This is a genomic window from Desulfosporosinus fructosivorans, assembly GCF_004766045.1.
In the GTDB taxonomy this organism is placed as follows: domain Bacteria; phylum Bacillota; class Desulfitobacteriia; order Desulfitobacteriales; family Desulfitobacteriaceae; genus Desulfosporosinus; species Desulfosporosinus fructosivorans.
Window position 1 is genome coordinate 15521 of sequence record NZ_SPQQ01000018.1, and the last position, 21617, is coordinate 37137.

The 21617-nt window shown below is 43.4% G+C and carries 22 protein-coding genes; 1 reads left to right on the forward strand and 21 read right to left on the reverse strand.

All coding sequences use genetic code 11. From position 1 onward, the window contains the following. Positions 1–44 precede the first annotated feature (44 nt). The 4 genes from E4K67_RS26565 to guaB all read right to left on the reverse strand — a co-directional run bounded on the left by E4K67_RS26565 (position 45) and on the right by guaB (position 3806). Complete coding sequence (locus E4K67_RS26565; protein ID WP_135552304.1) at positions 45–626, reverse strand: TetR/AcrR family transcriptional regulator; 582 nt, start codon at positions 624–626, stop codon at positions 45–47. 129 nt (positions 627–755) lie between these two features. After that, a complete protein-coding gene (locus tag E4K67_RS26570; RefSeq protein ID WP_135552306.1) occupies positions 756–1937 on the reverse strand; it encodes a glycerate kinase family protein in 1182 nt (393 codons plus the stop codon). Between the two features lie 2 nt (positions 1938–1939). Continuing rightward, entirely contained in the window at positions 1940–2278 is a 339-nt protein-coding gene (locus E4K67_RS26575) for a hypothetical protein (RefSeq protein ID WP_135552308.1), read from the reverse strand. Positions 2279–2351: 73 nt separating this feature from the next. Then, positions 2352–3806, reverse strand: coding sequence for an IMP dehydrogenase (guaB, locus tag E4K67_RS26580; RefSeq protein WP_135552310.1), 1455 nt, complete (start codon positions 3804–3806; stop codon positions 2352–2354). Positions 3807–3955: 149 nt separating this feature from the next. On the opposite strand from guaB, the gene E4K67_RS26585 reads away from it, so the two are divergent. Further along, on the forward strand, positions 3956–4456 hold the full coding sequence (locus E4K67_RS26585) for an HD domain-containing protein (protein WP_135552317.1): 501 nt from the start codon (positions 3956–3958) through the stop codon (positions 4454–4456). Positions 4457–4487: 31 nt separating this feature from the next. Here the strand turns inward: E4K67_RS26585 and E4K67_RS26590 are convergent, their stop codons facing one another. From E4K67_RS26590 to pstB, 17 genes are all read right to left on the reverse strand, one after another. Next, positions 4488–4754 (reverse strand): translation initiation factor 2, encoded by a 267-nt coding sequence (locus tag E4K67_RS26590; protein WP_135552319.1) that lies wholly within the window; start codon positions 4752–4754, stop codon positions 4488–4490. Positions 4755–4981: 227 nt separating this feature from the next. Further along, complete coding sequence (locus tag E4K67_RS26595) at positions 4982–5833, reverse strand: PHP domain-containing protein (protein WP_135552321.1); 852 nt, start codon at positions 5831–5833, stop codon at positions 4982–4984. A 36-nt stretch (positions 5834–5869) separates the two neighbouring features. Then, complete coding sequence (locus E4K67_RS26600) at positions 5870–6823, reverse strand: dipeptidase (protein WP_135552323.1); 954 nt, start codon at positions 6821–6823, stop codon at positions 5870–5872. A 123-nt stretch (positions 6824–6946) separates the two neighbouring features. Next, positions 6947–7207 carry a stage V sporulation protein S gene (locus E4K67_RS26605; RefSeq protein ID WP_135552325.1) on the reverse strand — a complete coding sequence of 87 codons (261 nt, stop codon included), beginning with the start codon at positions 7205–7207 and terminating at the stop codon, positions 6947–6949. A gap of 239 nt (positions 7208–7446) precedes the next feature. After that, complete coding sequence (locus E4K67_RS26610; protein ID WP_135552327.1) at positions 7447–8229, reverse strand: TIGR00282 family metallophosphoesterase; 783 nt, start codon at positions 8227–8229, stop codon at positions 7447–7449. A 172-nt stretch (positions 8230–8401) separates the two neighbouring features. Then, complete coding sequence (locus E4K67_RS26615) at positions 8402–8914, reverse strand: hypothetical protein (protein ID WP_135552329.1); 513 nt, start codon at positions 8912–8914, stop codon at positions 8402–8404. Between the two features lie 173 nt (positions 8915–9087). Continuing rightward, on the reverse strand, positions 9088–10632 hold the full coding sequence (rny, locus tag E4K67_RS26620) for a ribonuclease Y (RefSeq protein ID WP_135552331.1): 1545 nt from the start codon (positions 10630–10632) through the stop codon (positions 9088–9090). A 268-nt stretch (positions 10633–10900) separates the two neighbouring features. After that, positions 10901–11452 carry a regulatory protein RecX gene (locus E4K67_RS26625; protein WP_135552387.1) on the reverse strand — a complete coding sequence of 184 codons (552 nt, stop codon included), beginning with the start codon at positions 11450–11452 and terminating at the stop codon, positions 10901–10903. Beyond that, a complete protein-coding gene (gene recA / locus E4K67_RS26630) occupies positions 11430–12473 on the reverse strand; it encodes a recombinase RecA (RefSeq protein ID WP_135552333.1) in 1044 nt (347 codons plus the stop codon). The genes E4K67_RS26625 and recA overlap by 23 nt, the downstream gene beginning before the upstream one ends. Positions 12474–12842: 369 nt before the next feature. Next, positions 12843–14456 carry a DEAD/DEAH box helicase gene (locus E4K67_RS26635; protein WP_135552334.1) on the reverse strand — a complete coding sequence of 538 codons (1614 nt, stop codon included), beginning with the start codon at positions 14454–14456 and terminating at the stop codon, positions 12843–12845. Continuing rightward, positions 14446–15720 (reverse strand): competence/damage-inducible protein A, encoded by a 1275-nt coding sequence (locus tag E4K67_RS26640; RefSeq protein WP_135552336.1) that lies wholly within the window; start codon positions 15718–15720, stop codon positions 14446–14448. The genes E4K67_RS26635 and E4K67_RS26640 overlap by 11 nt, the downstream gene beginning before the upstream one ends. Before the next feature lie 140 nt (positions 15721–15860). Continuing rightward, positions 15861–17330, reverse strand: a complete 1470-nt coding sequence (locus tag E4K67_RS26645; RefSeq protein WP_199242663.1) for an AAA family ATPase — start codon at positions 17328–17330, stop codon at positions 15861–15863. 25 nt (positions 17331–17355) lie between these two features. Then, a complete protein-coding gene (locus E4K67_RS26650; protein WP_135552338.1) occupies positions 17356–17874 on the reverse strand; it encodes a hypothetical protein in 519 nt (172 codons plus the stop codon). Between the two features lie 213 nt (positions 17875–18087). Then, a complete protein-coding gene (pgsA, locus tag E4K67_RS26655) occupies positions 18088–18645 on the reverse strand; it encodes a CDP-diacylglycerol--glycerol-3-phosphate 3-phosphatidyltransferase (RefSeq protein ID WP_135552340.1) in 558 nt (185 codons plus the stop codon). Beyond that, positions 18642–19973 carry a 30S ribosomal protein S12 methylthiotransferase RimO gene (gene rimO, locus E4K67_RS26660; RefSeq protein WP_135552342.1) on the reverse strand — a complete coding sequence of 444 codons (1332 nt, stop codon included), beginning with the start codon at positions 19971–19973 and terminating at the stop codon, positions 18642–18644. The genes pgsA and rimO overlap by 4 nt, the downstream gene beginning before the upstream one ends. A gap of 209 nt (positions 19974–20182) precedes the next feature. Then, positions 20183–20833: a phosphate signaling complex protein PhoU gene (phoU, locus tag E4K67_RS26665; protein WP_135552344.1), complete on the reverse strand. Its 651-nt coding sequence runs from the start codon at positions 20831–20833 to the stop codon at positions 20183–20185. Positions 20834–20846: 13 nt separating this feature from the next. Beyond that, positions 20847–21599 (reverse strand): phosphate ABC transporter ATP-binding protein PstB, encoded by a 753-nt coding sequence (gene pstB / locus E4K67_RS26670; protein ID WP_135552346.1) that lies wholly within the window; start codon positions 21597–21599, stop codon positions 20847–20849. Positions 21600–21617: the final 18 nt, after the last annotated feature.

Below are 21617 nucleotides of genomic sequence, written 5' to 3' on the forward strand. Positions count from 1 at the left end.
GAGGGGTTTTGAGCCTGCACTATTCATATTCTGAAAAACATTTGCTATGCCTCCTGCCGCTTTTCCGAGAGGCCGTCTAAAAAGAGAGAAAGTGCATGATTCACCTCTTCGTGCAAATCACCCACACCTGAAACAAACCAGCGGATGAAATGTTGTACCATCATACCTTCTAAACTTTCAGCTAAAAAAGCGGGGTCAAATTCACGACTAATCTCGCAGTTTTGTTGCCCAACCGTTAAAATAGCCAAAAGACCATAATGCAAACTCATGTCATAGTCTGCTCCTTCGCGATTCCGTACTGTAACCCAGGCAATTTCCCGGTCTTTCATCATGAATTCGGCCCAATCCTGGAGAAGGGTTCTTAAGCGCTGCCGCGTTCCCAGACTGGCCTTTTGACGGCCATTGATGATGAGGTCTTGACAGGTACGACGCGAAAATTCCAAAATAACTGCTTCTTTAGTGGAAAAATAGTTGTAGAAGGTTCCTTTTCCAACGTCTGCATACTGTGTAATCTGTTCAACTGAAGTGGCCGTAAATCCTTGCATACGAAAAAGGTGCATAGCATTCGAGAAAATCTTTTCACGAGTTTCTTTCTTTTTGCGTTCTCGTCGGGACAAATCAGTCATCCTAAATCCCCCTTTATACCAATTTAGAGAATGAACACTTATGTATTCATTCTCTAATATCCATATTTTTCCTTCTTTTTTTTAGGGATTTTTTATTAATTAAATATTTTTTAACCAAACCTTATATTGTTACCACATTTCCGATGGTATTTTGCAATTCATTTTTTTAACAGCAGACTCTTCTCCGAGTTTCCAGACTGTTAGAATCCTCCAAACCGCCCTCTCTAACTGTTTTTCTGCCTTCAAGAAGGCCTCTTCCAAAGTTGCTGGCCCTTCAGAAACACTAAAACAGCTTGCAATCCCAGCTTCAGCGAGGAAATCCGGAGACCCCTCCACAGATCCAGAAATAGCAAGGACTGGAACAGAGTATTTTAGAGCTAAAGCAGAGACACCTACTGGCACTTTACCGTAAGCCGTTTGAAAGTCTGTCTTTCCTTCACCCGTTAGAACCAAATCAGCGTGCTTAATCTTTTCATCTGCATTTGCCACATCTAAAACCATTTGTGACCCAGGTCGTAATTTAGCCCCTAAGAAACCGACAACTCCAGCCCCAAGTCCTCCTGCTGCGCCCCCACCGACTAACTCCAGCAGATTAATGCCCGCAACTTTGCTCAATACTTCTCCGAACTTTTGCAGGGCTTTATCCATTAGCTGAATATCCTCAGGGTTTGCACCTTTTTGCGGACCATAAACAACACTTGCGCCCTCAGGACCACAAAGAGGATTTTCGACATCACAGGCAACCTGAATCTGCACCTTTGCTAGGCGAGGATCTAGTCCCGACATATCAATATTGACAAGATTAGCAAGTGCCGCTCCCCCCTGAGGCAACACGTTACCTTGAGCATCCAACAACTTTACCCCTAAGGCTATAGCCAGCCCCGCCCCGCCGTCGTTGGTTGCACTTCCCCCAATTCCAAGGAGAATCTTCTTCACGCCACGATCCAAAGCGTTCTTGATCAGCAAGCCAGTTCCTTGCGTCGACGTTACACTCGGGTTTCTTTCCTGGTTACCCAAGAGGGTTAACCCAGAAGCAGCCGCCATTTCAATAATCGCAGTCTCCCCCTCGTCGATAAGAGCATAAGTCGCCACTATCGACCGACCAAGCGGGTCTGTCACATCAATTTTGATTTTTTCTCCACGGACTGCACAAAGTATCGCTTCCACAGTACCTTCTCCTCCGTCCGCCATGGGGATCATCTCAATGATACTATCCGGATAAACCTGTTGAACCCCCCTACGCATAGCCTGCGCAGCGTTCAGAGCATTTAGGCAACCCTTAAAAGAGTCTGGTGCAATAACAATTCTCAATATTATCCCTCCTTAGATTGAGCGCGCTGCCCTATACTCATTCCAGCCTTGAGGAAAAAACCAACACTTATAAAGTCTAAAACTGCCATTGCCCAGCTTTCAATTGGAATACCTAAAATAGTAGCAATCAAATAAGAGAGAATGTTAAAAGAAAAAGCTGAAATATAGGCAACTCTTATGTTTTCAAACCGGGGACGATACCCTACCAAAAATCCAAGTGGATAAAAAATTGCAAAATTAAAGGCCAACTGACTGAGTACACCACCCGAAACAAAAAACTCGCCCCAAATAATGTAGAGCAAGCTTAATACAAGCAGATAGCGCCAAAAAGTCTTATTCAATGCGTTCCTCCTAACTAAAGAAAACTATCGCAGAAGGGAGAGAGTAAACTCTCCCCCTTCTGTTATTAATTTACTAGCTGTAATTTGGTGCTTCTTTGGTGATTATCACATCGTGAGGGTGACTTTCGCGTAAACCTGCTGCAGTTATGCGCATAAAATGTGTTTTTGTCCTTAATGCCTCAATGTTTTCTGTTCCAGCATACCCCATCCCAGCGCGGAGTCCGCCGATCATTTGGTAGATGGTTTCAGAAACGGGTCCTTTAAACGGGACTCGACCTTCAATGCCCTCAGGAACCAGTTTCTGGTCTTTTTCTTGGAAATAACGGTCGCGACTTCCTTCTTTCATCGCGCCAATTGAACCCATCCCCCGATACACTTTAAAACTCCGGCCCTGATAAATTTCCATATCGCCCGGACTTTCTTCAGTCCCAGCGAAGAGACTTCCGATCATCACAATTTGAGCTCCTGCTGCCAAAGCCTTAACGATGTCCCCAGAGAACTTAATCCCGCCATCAGCAATAATTGGAATGCCTGATTTATCCGCTTCTTCCGCACAATTCATAACCGCTGTAATTTGAGGAACTCCTATACCAGCCACCACGCGTGTCGTACAAATGGAGCCCGGTCCAATCCCGACTTTTATGGCATCTGCACCTGCGTCGATCAAATCACGAGTTGCTTCCGCAGTTGCCACGTTACCTGCAATAATCTGAGTATCAGGAAAGCGGTCCTTTAAGATCCGCACCATTTCAATAACCCCTTTGGAGTGTCCATGAGCTGTATCAAGGACAAGCACGTCAACGCGGGCATTAACCAACGCTTCAGCACGCTGCAACGTATCTGGAGTGACACCGATAGCAGCACCTACTCGTAAACGGCCACTTTCGTCTTTAGCAGAATACGGATATTGGCGTGTCTTTTCGATATCTTTAATTGTAATTAGTCCATTAAGCATCCCCTCAGAATCAACAATAGGTAGCTTTTCAATCTTATAATGGCCTAATATTTTTTGGGCTTCTTCAAGTGTCGTACCAACAGGGGCTGTCACTAAATTGTCCTTGGTCATAACCTCACTAATTATACGATCATAATTTTTCTCAAAGCGCAGATCCCGATTGGTTAATATACCAACCAATTTTCCTTTGACGGTAATGGGAACTCCTGAAATCCGATAGCGTTCCATAAGCTTCAAGGCTTGATGGACACTGTCTTCCGGATGCAAAAAGATAGGATCCGTGATAACACCATGTTCCGATCGTTTTACCTTATCGACTTCTAATGCTTGTTTCTCAATGCTCATATTTTTATGAATAATCCCGATTCCGCCTTCTCTCGCAACGGAAATCGCCATGCGAGAATCTGTGACTGTGTCCATGCCGGCACTCATTAGCGGAATATTGAGTTTTATCCTTTTCGTTAAATATGTGCTGACATCAACATCTCGAGGTAGAACTTCGGATTTAGCAGGAACAATGAGTACATCATCAAATGTAAGTGCTGCTTCTTTGATAATACGATTGGAATGCATGATTAGCTCCCTTCACAATAGTTTTCTAATTAGTATAGCAGATTTAGTTGGAAAAGAACAGCATATATCTTCGCTTGAATTTTTATTCTTAAACCATGTAAAATAGAGTTAGTTCATTATGATAAATGGAGACAGGAGGCAGTAACGCTTTGTTCTATCGCGTACAACAATTTATCCATGCTATTGCGCCTCATGTGGAATCTTCAGAAATCACTTGGGCCCTAGAAAACTTATCCCCTGAGGCAGGTTCACTTTTTCTTAAGCAGTCACAACCCGAACAGCGCCACGCTCTTGATGTGGCTCAAAGTTTGATGAAAGATAAAAACTCGTTTACTCTCTTTGACTTTCGCAACCTTCTCGCTGCTGCACTCCTTCATGATTGTGGTAAATCTAAGGTAAACACCCGTCTCTGGCATCGAGTATTTGTTGTCCTGATGCAGAAAATGCCCCCGTCCTTCTGGTCCCGCCTTGAAAGCAGCCACACTGTTTTCGCAACACCCTTATTAACCGCTTCCCAGCATGCTATTTGGGGCAGTAATTTAGCCCAGAGTGCGGGCTTAAACCCCGTGATCTGTCTTTTGATCCGTGAACATCATAGTCCTAAAACAGAATTAGGTCGAGTGTTACAAAGTGCCGATAACGCACATTAATATAAAAAGCATGAGTCACCAAGCGGCTGACTCATGCTTTTTGCGGGTATGATTCCATTTTCTCTTGGAGCTCCACTATTTCCCTATTCTTCGAAAAAATCCATTTGGCAAATCTCTTATTATCTCGTTGTAGTCGCACGTTTTCCTTTTCAAGGCGGTGAACTAGGACCACCTTCTCGCGTTCTACTTTCTCTAACAGGTTCATTAGTACTCGACGACTGACTCTTAAATGTTCAACACGCTGCTCCAGTTCCCCAACACGAGCCCTTAGTAATTTTACTTCGTCTAAAGGATCCATTGCTTTTACGCCCCCCGACTCTATTTACCCTTGTATTCTATGCCGGGGTATCGCGTTTTAACCCTAATAAAGCAGAAAACTTGGCTAGTGGCTGTCCATGGATGGATAAACGAGTGTTCCTATTCCCAATCCTCAAACAAGTCGTTAGAGGTTAATAGCGCCGCCATGGATGGCTGGTGCCCCTTGATGGTGAGAAGGACCACGATGTAGAATGGAGGAGCGCTTAGTTACCACAACTTACTGTGCTGAGCTAAATCGAGAATTTGCTGGAATACAACGAGTGACACACCCCATCCTCCGAGGTTCACTCCAGGTTTACATACTTCTCCGTGAAAGTCAGATCCTCCTGTTGGGATTAGATGATACTCCTGCGCAAGCTCAAGATACCTCAATTCATCGTCTGTGCTGTGTTGAGAATGTAAAACTTCAATCCCTTGTAAACCTGCTTTTACCCAGGTTGGAATTCCTTCTTCTAAACGTTGCACTCCTGGATGAGCAAGAACTGCTACACCATGCGCTTCTCGTATTAAATGAATACCCTCTTCTGGAGTCAGATTATAGCGCGGAACATAAGCTGGCCCCCCCTTCCCGATGTAACGGTCAAACCCTTCTTGAATGTTCTTTATATACCCTCGTTCGAGGAGCGCCTGAGCAATATGCGGACGTCCAATAGATTCTCCGTGTGCAAACTGTTGAACTTCACCGACTGATATATTTATCCCCATCTCTTTAAAACGGTCAAGTATTTCCACCATTCGTTTTTCTCGCGCCTTGCGCAAATCTTCCAGCTTATCCGTTAAGAACGTAGCAGAACTATCCACCTCGTATCCTAGGATATGAACCTCTTTACCACCCCAATTTGTGTTCAATTCTAGCCCTTTAAGAATCCGTATTTGATAAGTCTTGCCGGCATCCTCGGCCTCTTCCCACCCTTGTATTGTATCGTGGTCAGTAATACCTATCCCTTTTAAACCCAACTTCGCAGCTAATTGAACAAGTTCAGTCGGGGATAATGATCCATCAGATTCTGTCGTATGGCAATGTAAATCTACTTCGTATAAGTCCAATCCCGAATCCACTTGCTAACCCCTTTTCTTATGGATCTACTTCACTTCTTATTTTAACACGTCCGTCAAAAGACGCATAAGATTACGCCCCATAATCTGCTCAACTTCCTGATTAGAAAAACCTATTTTTATTAAATCCTCTTGTAGATAGTGATACTCCCCGACCTGCTCAAGTCCATCTGGCGTTTCCTCGATTCCGTCAAAATCCGAACCTAACCCGACCGTTTCTACACCAGCGACCTCAGCAATATGGCAAATATGGCGCACCACATCATCCCGAGTCGCTACACCTGTTTCTTTCAGAAACTGAGGATAGAAGTTCACCCCAACAACCCCTTTATGTCTTCCTAAAGCACGGAGTTGTTGATCTGTTAGGTTTCGGGGATGCTCACACAGAGCTTTTGCACAGGAGTGGGTTGCTGCAATGGGATCCTTCGAAACCTCTAAGACATGCCAAAATCCCGTTTCATTGAGATGAGAAACATCGACAATCATCCCAAGTTTATTCATTCGTTGGACAACTTCTTGCCCAAAAACCGACAGTTTTAGACGAGTATCCGGTTCACCTACACCAGCTGCCAAAGCATTGCGTTGATTCCAAGTTAAGCCCAAGGCTCTAACCCCAAGTTTAAAAATAATATCCAATATAAAGAGATCTTCTCCTAGAATTTCTCCACCCTCTACGCTTAGCAGGATTCCAAGACGAGTTGGGTCAGGTATCTTATCAAGGTCAAGTTTCTTCTGAACCAGGAAAACCTCGTCTGGATGATTCGCTATAAATCGATGCGCTCCTTCGATGAGTTGTAATCCACGCTGTAAAGATCTGGTAGGTTTATACTTTGTCTCTATAAAGGCTGCTAGAAATTGAAGAGCTACGCCAGTCTGCCTTGCCCTATGGATATCCCACTGCCCGCCCTCAGCAGGATTGTTAAGCGTTCTATCATTATTGACAAAACTAATTAAGCTATCACAATGTCCGTCCACTATATAGGGATTTTTCATGTTTAGCCCTCCTTCTATACTATTTATATTCTGCTCTTCTAATTTCTAAAGCCATTATATTTTAACATAATAAAACACCTGCCCGCTTTTGAATAAAGCAAACAGGCGCTTCTCTGAAGACGCTTAACGTGGCTGAACAATTAACTTAATAGCCGTTCTCTCTTCTCCGTCAATGATGACGTCTGTAAAGGCAGGAATACAAATTAGATCCACTCCGCTTGGGGCCACAAAACCACGAGCAATCGCAACTGCCTTTACGGCTTGATTGAGAGCACCCGCTCCGATAGCCTGTAGTTCTGCACCGCCTCTTTCGCGAAGGACTCCTGCCAGAGCACCGGCAACCGCATTCGGACTAGATTTAGCTGAGACTTTTAATACATCCATAGAAACATCCTCCTGCTCGAATTCATTTTACAAGTATTACCACAACTTTGAATATATGTATTCGAGAACGAACAGACAAAATCCTCTATTAATACAATTATTTTTCAGATCTTTCTATAAATCAGTAGAGGGCACGATGCATCGTGCCCTCTACTGATTCGCCGTACACTTAGTATTATCAATTGTGTCATATAAGATTCTTTACCTCATAGAGACAATGTATAATTAACCCTACAGCTTTAAGCCTCGGCAAACCGTTGAATTGCTTCGATGTGACGAGCTTTTCCAGTCTTTTCATCAATGTCTATGACCACGGCATTAAGCTGAAACGCACCACTCGCCACCTCAAACTTTGCAGGTAGTTGGGTTAAAAAACGATTAATTATAATTTCCTTTTTTATTCCCAAGACTGAATCCCGAGGTCCTGTCATGCCAACATCTGTAATATACGCTGTCCCCTGATTAAGGAGACGAGCATCAGCTGTTTGAATGTGAGTATGAGTCCCAACAACGGCACTTACCAAGCCATCGAGAAACCAGCCCAAAGCAACTTTTTCTGATGATGCCTCAGCGTGAAAATCAACAATAATAATAGGAGTCTCTTGTTTGATCTGATTGATACAGCGTATGGCGCCACTAAATGGGTCATCTAGAGGCGGCAAAAAAATACGTCCTGAAAGATTTAGAATCCCGATCTTGATACCCATGGTGCGTATAAAACCATATCCTTGGCCCGGTGCTCCGACTGGGTAGTTCGCGGGCCGAACAAGTCTTGGTTCAGCATCGATAAAATTTCTAATCTCACGTTGATCCCAAACATGATTTCCCATGGTCAAAAATTGGATTCCATAATCATAAAGTTCCTCGGCAATAACTTTAGTTAATCCTTTGCCTGCCGCGGCATTCTCTGCATTGGCAATTGTCACATCTATCTTATATTCCAATTGAATGGGCTTCAAAAACCGTTTGACCGCTTCCCTTCCAGGTTTGCCCATAATATCTCCAATAAAAAGAACGTGCACATACGTCCCTCCCTTCAAATTGAGGTTCTTAGTTAGCATTCTAACGTTTATCCATAGAATGTTATTATTCAGCTTTTCAATGTAAATTATCCGTTCGAGTTTAGAACTTTGAATATCGAATATTCGACCGCCGAGCATCTCAAATGTAACTTCGCTCTTCGCATCTCGAACATTAGCTCTTAAAAACCAATACTCGGCCTTCTTCACGCAAGGCTACCACGTTTTTATCCATATCATCACTATGGATTGAATACAACATGTGGGTTATCATCTCTTCCTGGAAAATCTGCTCATCTTCAGGCAGATACAGTTCATCATAAAGCAACTGTTTCTTATATTTCCCCTTGATCAGTTCAACGATTAGACCCACTTCTCGTTGGGTCATACTATCTACATCCCTAGTTATCGTGATCAGACAAACGTCTTCCTCATTATGACACGTGAGATCAAAAATTCGCATGTTCTTACCTTCAAGTTGATGAAAGAATTCTAACGCAGGTTTAAAGATCTCTCGCAGAGAAGAGACCTCTTGGTGGTGCTGGACCATAAACGTGAATTTGAGAGCATGTTGCTCACACCAATAATGAACTGAACCCACCTCAGCGTATCTCATCAGAATTGAACTCAGTAGTCCTACTCCCTCTTGTACGCGATCTGCATCTTTATGTAATAAGTTACCCAACATCCGTATTATCAGCCCTCTCGTTTGCACTCCTTAGCATGATAATTATTCGTCATCAAGCTGTAATCTCCTGCACGAAGATCTCCACATAAAGCTGGGTATATCTGGGATCAAGCTTCATTCTTAACAAGAAACAGGCGATCCGCAGGATCGCCTGTTTAAACATCAAATATTAACTATTTGGCAAAATCAACTGCTCGAGTTTCGCGGATCACGACAACTTTAATTTGTCCTGGATATTCAAGTTCTTCTTCGATCCTCTTACTAATCTCACGAGCAACTCGTGGAGCTAGCACATCATCAATCTTATCTGGTTTAACGATAATGCGAACTTCGCGTCCAGCTTGAATAGCAAAACACTTTTCTACCCCTTCAAAGCTCTCAGCAATCTCTTCTAGTTTTTGGAGACGTTTAATATACGTCTCAAGGGTTTCTCTACGTGCTCCTGGGCGAGCTGCAGAAACTGCATCCGCGGCAGCCACAAGAACTGCAACAATAGTTTTGGGTTCTACATCGTTATGGTGAGCTTCAATTGCATGGATAACATCACTGGATTCTTTGTACTTTCTGGCAAGGTCAACCCCAATTTGAACGTGGGTCCCTTCCATATCATGATCAACAGCCTTACCAATATCATGCAACAAACCTGCTCGTTTGGCAAGCTGAATGTCGACACCTAATTCCGCGGCCATCAACCCTGCTAAATGAGATACTTCAGTTGAATGCTTCAAAACATTTTGTCCGTAACTTGTCCGAAATTTAAGTCGTCCAAGCAAACGAATTAGTTCAGGATGCAACCCGTGCACGCCTGTCTCAAACGTTGCCTGTTCCCCTTCTTCGCGGATCTTTTGGTCAACTTCTTTCTGAGCCTTTTCCACCATCTCTTCAATGCGGGCTGGGTGAATTCGGCCATCGGCAATCAGCTTTTCCAAAGCAATACGCGCGACTTCACGTCGAATTGGGTCAAACCCTGACAATATCACGGCTTCAGGGGTATCATCAATAATTAGATCGATTCCAGTGAGAGTTTCCAAAGTTCGGATATTTCGGCCCTCACGACCGATAATTCGGCCTTTCATTTCATCACTGGGCAATGCCACAACGGATACGGTCGTCTCGGCCACATGGTCCGCTGCGCACCGCTGAATAGCTAGGGCAATAATATTTTTAGCCCGTTTTTCAGCTTCTTCTTTCGCACGAGTCTCAATTTCTTTAATCATGATTGCTGACTCATAACGTACTTCTTCTTCCACTCTTTTCAGAAGTAACTGTTTAGCCTCTTCTGAGGTCAGACCAGATAAGCGCTCTAGTTCAGCTTGCTCTTTGCCAACAAGCTGATTCAGCTCTTCTTTTTGATGTTCTACTTCGTTTTCTTTGCGATGTAGATTTTCTTCTTTGCGTTCAAGGGACTCAATTTTACGATCCAAACTCTCCTCTTTTTGGAGCAAGCGACGTTCAAGTCGCTGAAGTTCGTTACGACGTTCACGAGTTTCTTTTTCAACTTCGTTGTGAAGATGCATGACTTCTTCTTTAGCTGCTATGACAGATTCTCTTTTCTTGCTTTCAGCTGCAGAATGAGCGCTCTCAACAATACGTTTTGCTTCTTCTTCTGCAGAGCCAATACCCTTTTCTGCAGTATTTTTACGAATATGCCAACCCATTAAGGCACCCAGAGCTAACCCAACTAAAATGGCGACTAACCCGGTAATAACTGTTTCCATACGTGCACACCTCCTTGTTTGTCAAAATTATATGTTTCAAATAAAAAAAACTGGTTTCCAAAACCAGTCACAGTAAGCATAACCTTAAAGACGGGAGTCTTCCCCCGTTTCCTACAACTCTCGTTAGTCAAAAAACGTATATCAAAAGCTGACTACTACGAAATCTATAAGAAAACCTTTAAAGGTTAAATCTTAACAGAGACAGGTCTCTGCTAAGATTTTAATATCATTTGCAAACAATGTCAAGCTTGTCCTAAACTGGGGCATTTTATACACCGGGGTTTACTATCTCATCACTCTCATTAATGATGGTTTGAAGTACGTTTCTAACCATATCCGAGGTATAACCACGTTGAATAAGCTTACGTGCAACTTTTTGCTGAAGCGACAGTTCACGTGGCAGAGCCTTCTTTGTTGTTTCTTGATAACGAATTCTTTGATCCCAACGTGTGCCCTCTTGTGCACACCACCGTCTTGCCAGGGTTACACACTGCTGAAACTCAGCATCGCTTGAATACGATGATTCTAACGCATGTTCCACCACTTGGGGTGCTAACCCTCGATTTTGCAAATCTTGGAGCACCCTTCGCTGTGAATATCGTTTAAGCCTATTTTGTGCAACTGTCAAAGCCAGTTCTTGGTCATTGAGGTAACCTAATTTCTCCATTTTTTCCAATACTTCATTAACTTCCGAACTTTCATACCCTTTTCCCTTGAGACGAGTTTCTAATTCATAATGGGTCAGTGCCCGACGTGATAAACAATCCAAGGCGACTTCTCGAGCGCTTTTAAGAGGTTTAGAGTTCGTCAAGGGAATCATCATCTTCTTCTTCGTCAGCAATGACTGCAACGGCATTCATGTTCGCTCGGATCAATTGTTCCAGTTTGTCAGCCATATCTGGATGTAGCTTAAGGTATTCCTTAACATTCTCACGCCCCTGACCTAATCGCTCTCCAGTATAAGAGTACCAAGCCCCTGCCTTTGTAATAATCTCCATTTCCGTACCGATGTCGACGATACTTCCTTCACGAGAAATCCCCTCACCGTACATTATGTCGAAATCCGCTAATTGAAAAGGAGGCGCAACTTTATTCTTAACAATTTTGACCCGGGTTTTGTTTCCGATTATTTCCTGACCATTTTTTATTGCTTCCTGCCGACGTATGTCCATCCTTATCGTGGCATAAAACTTAAGCGCTCGTCCACCAGTGGTTGTCTCTGGACTACCAAACATAACGCCAATCTTTTCACGAATTTGATTAATAAAAATCACACAAGTATTGCTTTTGCTAATAGATCCTGTCAACTTACGCAAGGCTTGTGACATGAGACGAGCATGCAAACCGACATGATTGTCTCCCATTTCACCCTCAATCTCTGCACGGGGAACCAAAGCTGCGACAGAGTCGATGACAACGACATCCACAGCAGCACTGCGCACAAGAGCCTCACAGATTTCTAGCCCTTGTTCTCCTGTATCGGGTTGAGCGACAAGCAAATCATCGATATTAACCCCTAAAGCCTTTGCATAGACAGGATCGAGAGCATGCTCAGCGTCAATAAAGGCAGCCACGCCGCCCAATTTTTGAGCTTCTGCTATTATATGGAGCGCCACGGTTGTTTTACCCGATGACTCTGGTCCGTAGATCTCAATAACTCGCCCGCGTGGCACCCCTCCAACCCCTAAGGCAAGGTCTATCGCCAATGAACCCGTCGGGATAACATCGATTACCATTCCCGCCGGAGATTCCCCAAGTTTCATAATTGAGCCTTTGCCAAATTGCTTCTCAATCTGAGCAAGTGCAATGTCAAGTGCTTTCAGCTTATTCGTTTCGGCCATTCCGATCTCCTCCTCTATATTGATTAATTACACATTTTCGCGCTTTAGCAAAACATCTGTTCGGTTTATTATAAATGTACCCCTTGATACTTGTCAATTTGTTTATGTTTCAATCGACAGTAAAAAGCGTTATTTGACAAATATATTTACATTGATCCAATCGTAAGACTCTCACTTCTACAAGTGGGAGTTGGACCCCATACTCCACTTCAGTGGGGGTAGCGTTCCCCACAAGCCTCGATGTTCAACTTTAGTTGAACGAGTTCATTCGGTCCCGTAGTCCCGCAAGGACAATTCATGAATCCCTACATATCAAAAAGCTAACCAGTGGTTAGCTTTTTGACCCATTAAAGCCTTTTTTCAAAAGAATTAAGCGTTTTCACGGGCTTTGGCAAGTTCAACACTGACCCTACGTCCTTTAATCATCGCCTGATGCATACAACTCAAAACCCTAGAAGCATGTTCCGCTGGAACTTCGACAAACGTAAATTTATCATAGATGTTAATCATTCCAATGATCTTTCCAGGTATTCCACTTTCATCTGCGATCCAACGAGTTATATCTTGCGGGCGAATTTGCTGTATCCTACCGATGTTAATGAAAAACCTTACCATTCCCGCTGCTGCTCCAGTGTTTGCAAAATGAATATCTTCTTGTTCTCTGTCTTCTGGGATTTCTTCGGCACTCGCTCCCTCGACCGCGAACTTTAAGGCAGCGGCTGCCACATCTGTGGAATCATATTCCTCGAGCAACTCACCGACAATCGCCCGATAATTTCCCAAGCGGTCGCTTTGAATTAGTTTAATCAGTTGGTTTTTAAGATTTTCTGCCTGTCGCTCGCTGATATCCGCCAGTGACGGAAGTTCTTGACGACGGATTCTCGTCTTAATAAGATTTTCAATCAGTCGAAGTTGTCGGTATTCCTTCGGTGAAATCAGAGTTATAGCCCGACCTTTACGTCCAACCCGCCCAGTTCGTCCGATTCTGTGCACATAAGAAACTGGATCCTGAGGAATGTCAAAGTTAATGACATGGGTTACATTATTTATATCTAAGCCCCGGGCCGCAACATCGGTTGCTACCAATAATTCCGACTTCCCGTCTCTGAAACGTTTCATAACCCGATCACGTTGTTGTTGGCTCAAATCCCCATGTAATGCATCCGAAGAATATCCTCGGGCTCCCAGTGACATTACCAGTTCATCTACACCCCGTTTAGTTCGACAAAAAATAATTCCTTGCCCGATATCCTCCGTATCAATAATTCGGCCCAAAGCATCGACTTTAACACTTTCCCTAGTCTCATAAAAAACCTGCTCAATCTGAGGCACGGTTAATTCATCCCGACTAACGGTTACGGAACGAGGATTTTTCATATAGGTTTGAGCTAATTTGCGAATCCCCTGCGGCATGGTAGCTGAGAAGAGCATAACTTGCCGACCTTCAGCGGGGACTTCCCTTAAAAGACTCTCAATGTCTTCAATAAAACCCATATCCAGCATTTCATCGGCTTCATCAAGCACCACCATTTTCACATATTGAAGACGGAGTGTACCCCGGTTTAAATGGTCTAATAAGCGACCAGGAGTTCCGACAACCACCTGATAACCCATTCGCAGGGCACGGATCTGACGATCGATCGGCTGACCTCCATAAATTGGAAGCAGTTTGACGTGCCGGTACTTCCCAATTTTAGCTATTTCTTCTGCAACCTGTATCGCCAGTTCACGAGTTGGAGTCACTATTAGCGCTTGTACCGCTTGAAATTTTGGGTTTACCTTTTCTATTATTGGAATTCCAAAAGCGGCAGTTTTCCCAGTCCCTGTCTGGGCCTGCCCAATAAGGTCAAGATCCTCCAATGCCACTGGGATAGCTTCCCTTTGAATTGGAGAAGGCTCTTCAAACCCCATTTCTGACAATGCCTGTAAAACCTGTTTACTTAATTGGTTATCACCGAAATTTTGTAAACGTTCAACCATCACCGAATTGTAGTCTCCTTTCGAGGTTTAACATATACATTCGCACCTTGTTAAGTGCAGCTTGAACGGTCAACTGACGAACAGACTCCCGTTCCCCATAAAACTGAATTTTTTCTACTTGAACACCCTCAGGCGTAGCTAAACCAACGTAAACAAGACCAACCGGTTTCTGATCACTACCTCCATCTGGCCCTGCGATACCTGTCGTTGAGATGCCCAGATCTGATCCAACTTGAGAACGGATACCTTCTGCCATTTCCTTGGCAACTACTTCACTCACAGCACCATATTTTGAAAGGCTTTCTTCACTTACCCCAAGTAACCCTTGTTTGACAGAATTAGAATAACTAACAACCCCACCCACATAAAATTCAGAACTTCCCGGTTCTTGAGTGAGGCCAGCACCTAGTAACCCTCCAGTACACGACTCTGCCGTTGCAATCGTTAACTTCTGGTTTTTTAAGAGTTGTCCTACTATTCCAATCATAGTTTCCTGATCACGCCCAAATACTTTGTCTCCTAAGCGGAGTCGGATTTCCTTTTCTGCCCGATTCAAAACCTCTCCAGCTTCTTCCGACGTCTTTTTTGAGCTTCTCGCCACCAAGCGAATGTGCATCTCAGCACGTTTGGCAAGTAATGACATAGACATATTTGAAAGATTCATCAGATCTGCTAGTACTTCCTCAATTGCAGACTCTCCCATACCAAACACTTTTAGGACACGTTCGTTCATCCGTTCGACTTTTGGATCCATAATTTTTTGCAACTCTGAGTACACATAATTTTCGTACATAGGGGTCATTTCGAACGGAGGACCCGGCAATATAATAACGGTCTTACCGTTTTTTTCAATAATGGCGCCTGGAGCCGTTCCGATGGGATTGGGCAATATTTTGGATGTTTCAGGAAAATAGGCCTGTTTCTCGTTGTTCATAGGCATAGGGGCCTTACGACGACCAAAGAATTTCTTAATCTGTTCTAAACTAGAGGGATCTAGCTCCATCTTAAGATCCAAAACCTTTGCAACAAGTTCCTTCGTTAAGTCATCCACTGTCGGTCCTAACCCCCCCGTTGTAACGAGGAGATCTGTTCGCCCGATCGCCTGACGTAAAACCTGCTCTAAACGTTCGGGATTGTCCCCAACCGTCGTATGATAGTCTACTTCAATGCCCAGCGCAGACAGTTTTCCTGTCAAAAAGTGTGCACTTGTATTGAGGGTTTCACCAAGTAATAATTCTGTTCCAGTAGAGACAATTTCAGCCTTCATATATTTTATCACTCTCCCATAATCCGTGCAATTGCTAAACATTCACACTGGTTAGTTATTTCTCATCTTACCAAACATTATCCTCCTTCCTATAAAAGAAAGTAAAAAAAATGAACCCCTTATTTTAGAGGTTCAACTACTCAAGCTACATCTTCTATACATATTCGCAAAGTATCTCCAGTCAAAGTTTCCTCATCTGCCAGAATCTCAGCAAGCCTTAACAAAACCTTTGTATTTTCCTTAATAATCTCCATCGTTCGTTCTTCGAGACCAGTTAAAATGGCACTCGTCACGGGTTGGCGTTGTTCTGCGCTCAAGAGGGAAACATCAACAACCCCTAAAGAAGACATCCCAGCGAGAAGCAACTTTTCAACGAGATTAAGAGCTTGTTCATAATCTCCCATAGCGCCAGTACTTTTGGTGCCTAGGATCACCTCTTCTGCCAGTGCCCCTGCCAAAGCCACCATGATCTGATCTTCCAGCATCGCCTGGGTGTATAGATATAAATCGTCCTTAGGGTAATGACGAACATATCCCAAAGCGTTTCCTCGTGATCGGATAGAAATCTGAGCGACCGAGTTAGGTCGGACCTTTTCCGCAAGCATTGCATGTCCGCTCTCATGGATCGCTACACGCCTTAATTCCTCTATCGATGGTTTCCGATCAAGTTTTTCTCCTAACATCACTTTCTCAACTGCTTCATGTAAATGGTGCTCATTAATCTCATTCGACTCTTCACGCAGGGCAAAAATCGCTGCCTCATTCGTGACGCTTTCCAAATGCGCTCCTGAGAATCCGAAGGTTTCGTGAGCGATTTCTTCGAGATTAACCTCCTTGGCTAACGGTTTATTTTTTGTGTGGATTTTTAAAATTGCCACTCGACCTTCTTTATCCGGAAGATCAACTTTCACTTGCCGGTCAAAACGCCCCGGCCGAAGTAATGCGTCATCCAAGGCTTCCAGACGGTTTGTGGCTGCCATGACTAAAATATGGGCCCCTTGCTCAGCCTTTAAACCATCCATTTCAACTAATAGTTGATTAAGGGTTTGGTCATATTCATGATGGGAAACGTTACTTCCGCGCTTGGCACCTAAGATATCCATCTCATCAATAAAAATGATCGCACTCGTTTTCTTTTCCTTTCTAACCATTTCACGCGCTCTCCGAAATAGACCTCGTACACGTTCCGCGCCAACTCCAGCATACATTTCTACAAATTCACTTCCAGATACTGACAGGAAGGCAGAATCTGTGTACTTTGCTGCAGCTTTGGCTAATAATGTTTTTCCAGTGCCTGTCGGTCCAGACAGCAATATTCCCTTTAACGGACGAATCCCTAGGGCCTTCATCCGATCTGAGTATCGTAAAAAATCTAAGGCTTCTTGAAGTTCTTTTTTCGCGACGCTCTGTCCCCCGATGTCCTCAAAATTGATCTGTGTAGTTGCTATAGACACCCCATTACCATTTTTCAAAACTTGTCGCGACAAAACTAAAGTCCATACTAAATAAGCCCCCACGAGGAGTAACCCCACGGGAAGCACGTTGTATCCCATGACTATTAGAAAGGCGAAAACTCCAACCCCCGAGCCTATTATGATATCTAATTTCACGCTCTCTCCTCCTATCTATAAAACCCTATTGTTTTTCAGTTGGTAAATAATTCACTTGCCCATGCCGTTCGATCACTTCAACAAGTTGGGCATCTCCTTGATTCAAGATCACGTAAATAGCATCATTGTCTATCTCTAATTCTAGCTGAACTCCAGCCTTTTCTACTTGCCCTCTAACTGTTTGTTCCATTTCTGTAAAATTACCTGTTGCAATTCCTTCTTGTAACGCAAACTGCATTTGACCAAATACCTTCTTTAAAACATCATTATTTTGGTCCAAGAATCGAATTGGTAAATTATCAGTCAGTTTTTGAAGGGCAAGTCCAGCGAGACGGAGATCGGTTATCTTGTTAGTAACGACATCCAGCTCTTTCTGGCCCTCAATATTCACAATTTTAGCAGATTCGACGCCTGGGATTTTCTGACTTTGATTCATAATTGAAACATCCTGCCAGTTTTTCTGATAGACAACCTTCCCCCCTAATAACAGGCCAAATATCAGGAAACCAACTAGGCTTATCAGCAGTATTCGCTGTTTTACCATCTCATCTTCCTCCATTTGCTATACTTCATGCAATATCGACAGTATATCATGGAGGCCATCAATTTGAGAAAAGATCTTATACCCATAAATAACAAATATATACAAATTATCTATTTTTCTAATGTAATAGAGATCAAAAATGAGACGATTAGGAGCACTTCGCCTTACGCCTAACCGTCTCATTTTGAAGGGAGTAATTCATGATTTGTCCCCCTATTTATGTAATAACTTTCGTGATTTAAGCAAATAATCGAGACCTGAAATGACAGTAAAAAACAAGGCGACATATAAAAAGGGTTGGCCAATATGAATACCTATTAAGGAAAGAGGCCAGTCATGTAATAATATTGCTGAAATCGCAATAATTTGGGTAACAGTCTTTATTTTACCGAGTGGACTAGCACTGATTACAACTCTGTCCACAGCTGCTATGGCTCGTAGTCCTGTCACGGCAAACTCCCTTGCCAAGATAATCCAAGCAACCCAAGCCGTCACCTCTCCTAGCTGTACCAAGGAGATTAGGGCAGCGGACACTAATAGTTTATCAGCCAGCGGATCCATGAATTTTCCCAAATTAGTAACCTGATTGCGCTTGCGAGCGATATAGCCATCTAAGCCATCCGTCGCAGCCGCTAAAATGAAAATTATTGCTGCCACAAGATCTTGATGCGCAAAAAGCTCATGACCTTTAGGAATCTTCAGTAGCAAAAAGGTCATAAACACTGGGATCAAAATAATCCGAGCCATAGTTAAGCGATTGGGTAGATTCACGTAACAACCTCTCCTATTAAATCGTAGCTATCCGCCTCAAGGATGCGAACTTTGATCAGGTCACCCACCTGAAGTGAGGTATGAGTACCTTTGATATAAACCTGCCCATCGATTTCTGGAGCGTCTCCTTCTGTACGTCCCATCCAGCGTCCATCTGGTTGTTTCTGCTCAAGCATCACCATAGTGACCCGACCAACCCAGCGTTGTTGTCTCACCCGAGAAATTTCTTGTTGAATCTGCATAATCTGATCTCGGCGTTGTTCACGAACTTCTAGCGGAACTTGATCCTCCCTTTGACCTGCAGGCGTATTATCCTCTTGGGAATAAGTAAACACCCCAAGACGATCAAATTGAACGCGCTTAACGAAGTCGACCATATTGAGAAATTCCTGTTCACTTTCTCCTGGAAAACCCGTGATCATGGTCGTCCGAATGGTGATGTCCGGCATGGCCTCGCGCAATTTTCCAATTAGAATTTCAGCCTCCTCAATGGTTCCACGTCGATTCATCTCTTTTAATATTTTATTATCCGCATGTTGCAACGGCAAATCGATGTACCTACAAACTTTTGGTTCCTGGCGCATAGTTTCAATCAGTTCGTCAGTAAATCGTTCAGGATAACAATACATTAATCGAATCCATTCAATACCCTCAATACGAGCAAGCTCATGAATCAGCTGAGGCAGGCGAAGTTCTCCCGTAAGATCTTGTCCATAACGCGTCGTATCTTGGGCCATGACCATAATTTCCTTAACCCCTTGAGCGGCCATTTCTTTGACTTCGCGTATCACAGATTCTTCCGGACGGCTGCGAAAATGTCCGCGCACATACGGAATGATACAATAAGTACAATAGTTATCGCAACCTTCCGCAACCTTTACAAAGGCAAAATAATCGGGCGTAGATCGTTTGCGAGGCATCAACTCATTATGAAGGAACTCTGGTATTCCTTCTTTAATAAGCGTCGTTCGTGTCCCCTCGGAAGCTTGAACTAATTTGCTAATTTCATCAATATTACCAGTTCCCAGTACACCATCTAATTCTGGAATATCTTGCATTAATTCTTGTCCATACTGCTGTGCCAAGCATCCTGTAGCAATTAGGGTCTGACAAGTACCTGATTCCTTAAAGCGAGACATCTCAAAGATAGTTTCAATCGATTCCTCCTTGGCAGATTGTATAAAGGTACATGTATTAACGACAATAATATCTGCCTCTTCAGGGTTATCTATAAAAATATAGTCTTGGGCTAGTAACCCAGACATAATTTCGCTGTCCACCTGATTCTTTGGACATCCCAAAGTGACTACCGCTACTTTTTTCGACAACCTTACACCCCATATCATTCATGGTGAGACTCCTATATCGAAGTCCCGATGTTCAACTTTGATTGAACGTGTTAACTAGTTTACCTATTATAGTATAAACCAACACTCCCACAAGGTCAAAAAATATTCTCAAAAGTAAAAGCTTCGTTGCTACTTGAAGTTTCCTTTTGAGAATAGTGTCTTTGATATTAAGCTTTAGCAGAACCAGTTCACTTATTTAGGTCTTTCCGTTCGGCGGTAGCAATATAGATCACATTTTCGCCGATATTTGTTGCATGGTCTGCAAAACGTTCTAGATAGCGGCCAGCAAAAGTCAAATACATCCCTTGATCTAAGTTTTCAGGTGCTTTGGTCATGATAACTAACAAATCCCGCACAACTTGATTATACAGATGATCAACCTCATCATCTTGCGCAGCAAGACCTTGCGCAAGATGCATGTCTTCGTTACTATACGCTTCTAAGCCTTGCCGCATCATTCCAAGTGCCTTTTCAGCCATCAGAGGGATGTCTATAAGGGGTTTACAGAGAGGTCCCTCAATTCTCCGCGCTACTTTGGCAATACCGACGGCCAAATCTGCCATGCGTTCGAGATCAGTCGATATTTTCATGGCCGAAATAATCTTCCGTAAGTCCTTGGCAACGGGCTGCTGCGTGGCGATCAAACGCACACATTCATCATCCACCTGCTGCTCTAGATTGTTGACCAATTGATCCTCGGCAATCCAAAATTCTGCCTGAGTCCGATCAAGAGATTTTAGGGTTTCTATACATCCTAGTAGGATCCTTTCGACTTCTTGCCCCATATCTTTAAGTAGATTATTCAAAATTAACTGTCCTTCATTGAGTGACTGACGCATTGATAATCCCCCTTTAACCGAATCGTCCTGTAATATAGTCTTCTGTACGTTTATCGTGTGGATTCGTAAATATTTCGGAGGTCGGTCCATGTTCCACAAGTTCACCGTTCAGAAAGAACGCCGTAGAATCTGCGATGCGGGCAGCCTGTTGCATATTATGCGTGACAATTAGAATGGTGTAATTTTCTTTTAGTTGCCTGATTAATTCTTCAATGTGCGTTGTTGCAATCGGATCTAAGGCAGAAGCTGGTTCATCCATGAGCAGTACAGACGGCTCTACCGCAAGAGCCCTGGCAATGCAGAGACGCTGCTGCTGTCCGCCTGACAAGCTCATTCCCGAATAATTCAAGCGATCTTTTACTTCATCCCATAATGCCGCCATGCGTAAACTTTTCTCTGCACTTTCTAGTAACTTTTGCTTACTTTTCATTCCATTAAGCCTTAGCCCAGCCACAACATTTTCATAAATACTCATTGAAGGAAACGGATTCGCTTTCTGAAACACCATCCCAACCATTTTACGTAACGCCACGGGATCTTGATCATAAATACTTTCCCCATCCAAAATGATTTCACCTTTGACTTTTGTCCCTGGTAAGGTCTCATGCATCCGGTTAATACAGCGTACAAAGGTTGATTTACCACACCCCGAAGGCCCGATGATCGCCGTTACTTGATTTGGGTCGATTTCCATATTTATGCCTTTAAGGGTTTTATTAGACCCATACCATGCTTCAAGCTTACGAACACTTAAACTCTGACCCATTTAGAAAGCCACCTCCTT

What these genes read in the sequence shown, in the direction of transcription:
- E4K67_RS26565 (WP_135552304.1), bottom strand. Translation starts at nt 626, where the DNA reads ATGACTGATTTGTCCCGACGAGAACGCAAAAAGAAAGAAACTCGTGAA.
- guaB (WP_135552310.1), bottom strand. Translation starts at nt 3,806, where the DNA reads ATGCATTCCAATCGTATTATCAAAGAAGCAGCACTTACATTTGATGAT.
- E4K67_RS26590 (WP_135552319.1), bottom strand. Translation starts at nt 4,754, where the DNA reads ATGGATCCTTTAGACGAAGTAAAATTACTAAGGGCTCGTGTTGGGGAA.
- E4K67_RS26600 (WP_135552323.1), bottom strand. Translation starts at nt 6,823, where the DNA reads ATGAAAAATCCCTATATAGTGGACGGACATTGTGATAGCTTAATTAGT.
- E4K67_RS26605 (WP_135552325.1), bottom strand. Translation starts at nt 7,207, where the DNA reads ATGGATGTATTAAAAGTCTCAGCTAAATCTAGTCCGAATGCGGTTGCC.
- E4K67_RS26615 (WP_135552329.1), bottom strand. Translation starts at nt 8,914, where the DNA reads ATGTTGGGTAACTTATTACATAAAGATGCAGATCGCGTACAAGAGGGA.
- rny (WP_135552331.1), bottom strand. Translation starts at nt 10,632, where the DNA reads ATGGAAACAGTTATTACCGGGTTAGTCGCCATTTTAGTTGGGTTAGCT.
- E4K67_RS26625 (WP_135552387.1), bottom strand. Translation starts at nt 11,452, where the DNA reads ATGATTCCCTTGACGAACTCTAAACCTCTTAAAAGCGCTCGAGAAGTC.
- recA (WP_135552333.1), bottom strand. Translation starts at nt 12,473, where the DNA reads ATGGCCGAAACGAATAAGCTGAAAGCACTTGACATTGCACTTGCTCAG.
- E4K67_RS26640 (WP_135552336.1), bottom strand. Translation starts at nt 15,720, where the DNA reads ATGAAGGCTGAAATTGTCTCTACTGGAACAGAATTATTACTTGGTGAA.
- E4K67_RS26650 (WP_135552338.1), bottom strand. Translation starts at nt 17,874, where the DNA reads ATGGTAAAACAGCGAATACTGCTGATAAGCCTAGTTGGTTTCCTGATA.
- phoU (WP_135552344.1), bottom strand. Translation starts at nt 20,833, where the DNA reads ATGCGTCAGTCACTCAATGAAGGACAGTTAATTTTGAATAATCTACTT.
- pstB (WP_135552346.1), bottom strand. Translation starts at nt 21,599, where the DNA reads ATGGGTCAGAGTTTAAGTGTTCGTAAGCTTGAAGCATGGTATGGGTCT.